Source organism: Streptomyces sp. NPDC059853, from assembly GCF_042731495.1.
Lineage (GTDB): Bacteria > Actinomycetota > Actinomycetes > Streptomycetales > Streptomycetaceae > Streptomyces.
Window position 1 is genome coordinate 1 of the sequence record NZ_JBHWJL010000372.1, and the last position, 4,461, is coordinate 4,461.

The window sequence follows — 4,461 nt, forward strand, 5'->3', positions numbered from 1 at the left end:
ACCAGGGCGGTGGCGGCAGCAGCGGCGGCGGCGGTGCCTCCGGCGGCTGGGCACCGGCCTCCACGGGCCTCGTGGGCGGCAAGCCGATCGACGCCCCGCAGTACCCGGCGCCCGGCGGGGGCGGCGACGCCGACCGCCTCGTCCCCCGGCCGGGCCCCACCGCGCCGGACCCGGGCGACGAGTGCGCCCGCGAGGACTGGACCCGGCCCTGCGCCAACGGCTGGCAGTGAGCCGGGCACGGCGGCGCGCGATGGGCGAGGGGAACCGGGAGGCGGCGGTGGTCGGCAGCGGCCCCAACGGGCTGGCCGCCGCCGTCACCCTGGCCAGGGCCGGGCTGCGGGTCACGGTGTACGAGGCCGCCGACACCCCGGGCGGCGGGCTGCGCCAGGCCCGGCTGTTCGACTCCGCCGTCGGCCACGACGTGTGCGCCGCCGTCCACCCGATGGCGGGCGGATCCCCGTTCTTCCGCGCCTTCGACCTCGCGGCGCGCGGCGTGGAACTGCTGCGCCCCGAGCTGAGCTACGCCCACCCGCTGGACGGCGGCCGGGCGGCGCTCGCCTGGCACGACCTGGACGCCACCTGCGCCGGCCTCGGCCCGGACGGCCCCCGCTGGCGGCGGCTGATGGCGCCCCTGCTGGCCCGCAGCCGCGACGTCACCGACTTGCTGCTGTCCGGCATGCGCGGCCCCGCCGGGCTCCAGGCCGCACCGCTGCTGGCCCCGCGGGCCCTGCGGCTGGGCACCCCGGGCGCCCACCGGGCGTTCCGGGGCGAGGAGGCGGCGGCGCTGTTCGCCGGGGTCGCCGCCCACGTCATGGGCCCGTTGCCGTCCCTGCCGGGCGCCGCCGTGGGGCTGCTGCTGGCCCACCTGGCGCACGGCGAGGCCGGCTGGCCGCTGCCGCGCGGCGGCAGCCACCGCATCGCGCGGGCGCTCGCGGAGGATCTGGCCGCGCACGGCGGCCGGATCCTCACCGGCCACCGGGTCACCGACCTGGGCCAGCTGGCCCCGGCCCGCACCATCCTGCTCGACCTCTCGCCCCGCGCCCTGCTGGAACTGGCCGGACCCGCGCTGCCGGCCGGCTACGCCCGCGCGCTGTCCCGCTACCGGTACGGCCCGGCCGCCGGCAAGGCCGACTTCCTGGTCTCCGACCCCATCCCGTGGCGCGCCCGCCCCGTCGGCCGCGCCGGAACCGTGCACCTGGGCGGCACCGCCCGGGAGATCTTCGCCCAGGAGCGCGCCAACGCCTGCGGCCGGCGCGGCGAGCGGCCCTTCGTGCTGGTGGTCGACCCCGCCGTGACCGACCCGGGACGCGCCCTGCCGGGCAAGCGTCCGGTCTGGGCCTACGCCCATCTGCCCCCGGGCGACCGGCGCGACCCGCTGCCGCTGATCCGGGACACCATCGAGCGGTACGCGCCCGGCTTCCGCGACACGGTGCTGGCCGGACGCGGCATCCCCGGCAGCGCCTACGAGACGTACAACCCCAACTACGTGGGCGGCGACATCGGCACCGGCGCCATCACCCTGCGCCAGTCGCTGGCCCGCCCGGTGCCGCGCTGGGACCCGTACCGCACCCCGCTGCCCGGCGTCTACCTGTGCTCGGCGGCCACCCCGCCCGGGCCCAGCGTGCACGGCATGAGCGGCTGGCTGGCCGCCCGCTCCGCGCTGCGCCGCGAACACCGGCTGCCCGCACCGGAGCTGGGGCCCGGCCGGTGACGGAGCGCCCTGCGGCGGTCGCGCTGGTGCTCACCGCCGCCGGCGAGGACGGAGAGATCGCCCTGGTGCGGCTGCTGAGCCTGCTGCCCGCCCGGTGGACGTACCGCCACGAGGCGATCGCCTCGCGCATCACACTGTGGGCCGTCCCGGCACCACCGGGACGGCCCGGCACGGACGACGCCCGGGTGCGGTCGGCGGTGCGCGAGGCGCTGCGCGATCCGGCGCTCGGCCGCTGGCGGCTCCAACCCCGGGGAGCGGACGGCGGTGTGCCCGCCGGCCCCGGGGCCGCGAGCGCGCCCTCCCGCCCCGGAGAGACACCGTCGGTCACGATCCGGCGCGCCGTCGCCGAGGACGCGGAGCGCCTCACCGCACTGATCCGGGAATCCCGCGCCTGCCGGGGCGAGTACGCCTCGGTCATCTCCGGCTACCGGGTGGACGCCGGCTACCTCGACCGGCACCGGGTGTTCCTGGCCGCCGACACCTCCGGGCACCTGCTGGGTTTCTACGCACTCGTGCTGGAACCGCCGGAACTCGACCTGGCGTTCGTGGCGGACGAGGCACAGGGCAGGGGAGTGGGCCGGCTCCTCATCGCGCACATGACCGAGCAGGCCGGGCGGGCCGGTCTCACCGAGGTCCGCGTGGTCTCCCACCCCCCGGCCGAGGGGTTCTACCGGAGCGTGGGCGCCGAGCGGGTGGGGACGGTCGCCCCGACCCCGCCGGAGATCACCTGGGAGCGCCCGGAACTGCGGTTCACCCTGCGCCGGTGAGGCCCGTCCCGGCCGCCGTCCGCGTCCTCAGATCCAGCCCCGGTCACGGGCCAGCAGCGCGGCCTGGGCGCGGTTCTCCGCGTCCAGCAGGTGCAGCAGATCCGCGATGTGCCGCCGGTAGGTCCGCAGGGACACCCCGACCTCCCGGGCACCCGTCTCGTCCTTGCTGACCGCGCACATCCGGCGCAGCACCTGGAGCTGGATGTCGGAGAGCCCGGGGGCCTGCCGGTCCGGCGCGTCCACCAGGGAACGGAAGTCGCGCGCTCCCTCCCACAGCCGTTCGAAGAGCGTGATGATGTTGCCGACGAGCGCCGTCTCGCGCGCGCACAGCGCCCCGCGCGAGGTGTCGGCCGGGTCGATGGGGACGAGGGCGGTGTGCCGGTCGTAGATCAGCATCAGCTCGGAGAACTCGTCCGCGACGCGGATCTGCGCGCCGTGGGCGGTGAGTTCGCGCAGATAGCCGAGGGTGAGGGTGTCCTGGAGGGCGACGGCCCGCACCAGGTTGCGGATGCGCACCCCCCGGCGCAGGCAGCGCAGGTCGAGCGGCCGGGCGTGCTCGATGTTCTCCTTGGTCAGCGCCTCGTACGGCTCGGCGGACAGCACCTCGACGTGGGCGAAGAAGGACAGGTCGTCGATGCGGCTGCGCACCAGCCGCAGATCTTCGAGCCGTTCGATACCGGGCGCGGGCGCGCCCCGGCCGGCCGCGCCGGGCCGTTCGCGGTGCAGCGAGTCGACGATGGCGCGGGTGTGGGTGAGGTGCCGCATCTCCTGGTGCAGCATCTCCAGCCGTTCCTCGGCGAGCCGGGGGACGGCGGCGTCCGGCTCGGCGGCCCAGGTGTGCTCGTCGTCCCCCTGGAGCAGCCGCAGTTCGCGCAGCCGCTCCACCGCGCGCCCGGCCTCGGCGGCGTCCGACCGCAGGACGACGTGGATGTCGCGCGGCGAGGTGCGGGGGTTGCGCAGGAAGTGCCGGTAGACGCTCTCCTCGGAGGCCGAGAGTCCGAGCACCGACATCGCGTGTGCGCCCACGGTGTGCCCTCCCCACGGATGTTGTGCGCGTGGTGCGTCAGGTGGTGACGAACACGCCACAGCCTAAAGGGACTTCCGTGCTTTGCGTAGAGCCCGGGTGTTACCAGCGCGCGGTCTTCCTGTGAAGTGCCGGTCGTGGGCCGGTCCCCGCCAGGCGGTAATCCGCCCGCCGGGGACCGGCCGCTCGGCGCGGCCCGGCCGGGCCGTCATCCGGGCCGACCCGCTCCCTCCGTTGCGGACGCGGCCCCGGAGGCGGCACCGGCGGCCCGGTGTCCGATGGCGCTGGGCCACCAGGCGCGCGGGCCGATGTCCAGGACCAGCGCCGGGACGAGCAGCGAGCGCACCACCAGGGTGTCCAGCAGCACACCGAAGGCGACGATGAACGCGATCTGCGCGAGGAAGGACAGCGGGATCACGGCGAGGGCGCTGAAGGTGGCCGCCAGGACCACCCCCGCCGAGGTGATGACCCCGCCCGTCGACACCAGCCCGCGCAGCATGCCCGTCCGCACCCCGCCCGTCAGGGTCTCCTCGCGCACCCGGGACATCAGGAAGATGTTGTAGTCGACGCCGAGCGCGACGAGGAAGACGAACCCGTACAGCGGCACCGACGCGTCCGTGCCGGAGAAGCCCAGGATGTTCTGGAAGAGCAGCGCCGAGATGCCCAGGGTCGCCAGGTAGTTCAGCGCGACGGTGCCCACCAGCAGCAGCGGCATCAGCAGCGAGCGCAGCAGCACGGTCAGGATGCCCACGATGACGACCAGGACGATGGGCACGATGATCAGCCGGTCCCGGCTCGCGGTCTCCTGGGTGTCGTACTGCTGGGCGGTGTAGCCGCCGACCAGGGCGTCGGCGCCGTCGATCGCGTGGACGGCCGTCCGCAGCCGTTCCACCGTGCGCTGGGCGGCCTCGCTGTCGGCCGAGTCGGCCAGGGTGGCGTCGATGCGGACCGTGCCGTCG

4 protein-coding genes and 1 pseudogene are annotated in these 4,461 nt (G+C 76.0%); 3 read left to right on the plus strand and 2 right to left on the minus strand.

The annotated features are described in order from the left end of the window. The 3 genes and pseudogenes from ACFV5N_RS25130 to ACFV5N_RS25140 form a co-directional block, all read left to right on the plus strand. Positions 1-230: pseudogene (locus ACFV5N_RS25130) on the plus strand (hypothetical protein); the annotation flags it as partial. 20 nt (positions 231-250) lie between these two features. Then, on the plus strand, positions 251-1,711 hold the full coding sequence (locus ACFV5N_RS25135) for a phytoene desaturase family protein (protein ID WP_385604031.1): 1,461 nt from the start codon (positions 251-253) through the stop codon (positions 1,709-1,711). After that, entirely contained in the window at positions 1,708-2,478 is a 771-nt protein-coding gene (locus tag ACFV5N_RS25140; protein WP_385604034.1) for a GNAT family N-acetyltransferase, read from the plus strand. The genes ACFV5N_RS25135 and ACFV5N_RS25140 overlap by 4 nt, the downstream gene beginning before the upstream one ends. A 27-nt stretch (positions 2,479-2,505) precedes the next feature. On the opposite strand, the gene ACFV5N_RS25145 is transcribed toward ACFV5N_RS25140, so the two are convergent. Both ACFV5N_RS25145 and ACFV5N_RS25150 read right to left on the minus strand, forming a co-directional pair. Continuing rightward, positions 2,506-3,489, minus strand: coding sequence for a helix-turn-helix transcriptional regulator (locus ACFV5N_RS25145; protein WP_385604040.1), 984 nt, complete (start codon positions 3,487-3,489; stop codon positions 2,506-2,508). 221 nt (positions 3,490-3,710) lie between these two features. Further along, a partial coding sequence (locus tag ACFV5N_RS25150; protein ID WP_385604037.1) for an MMPL family transporter occupies positions 3,711-4,461 on the minus strand: 751 nt, incomplete at its 5' end.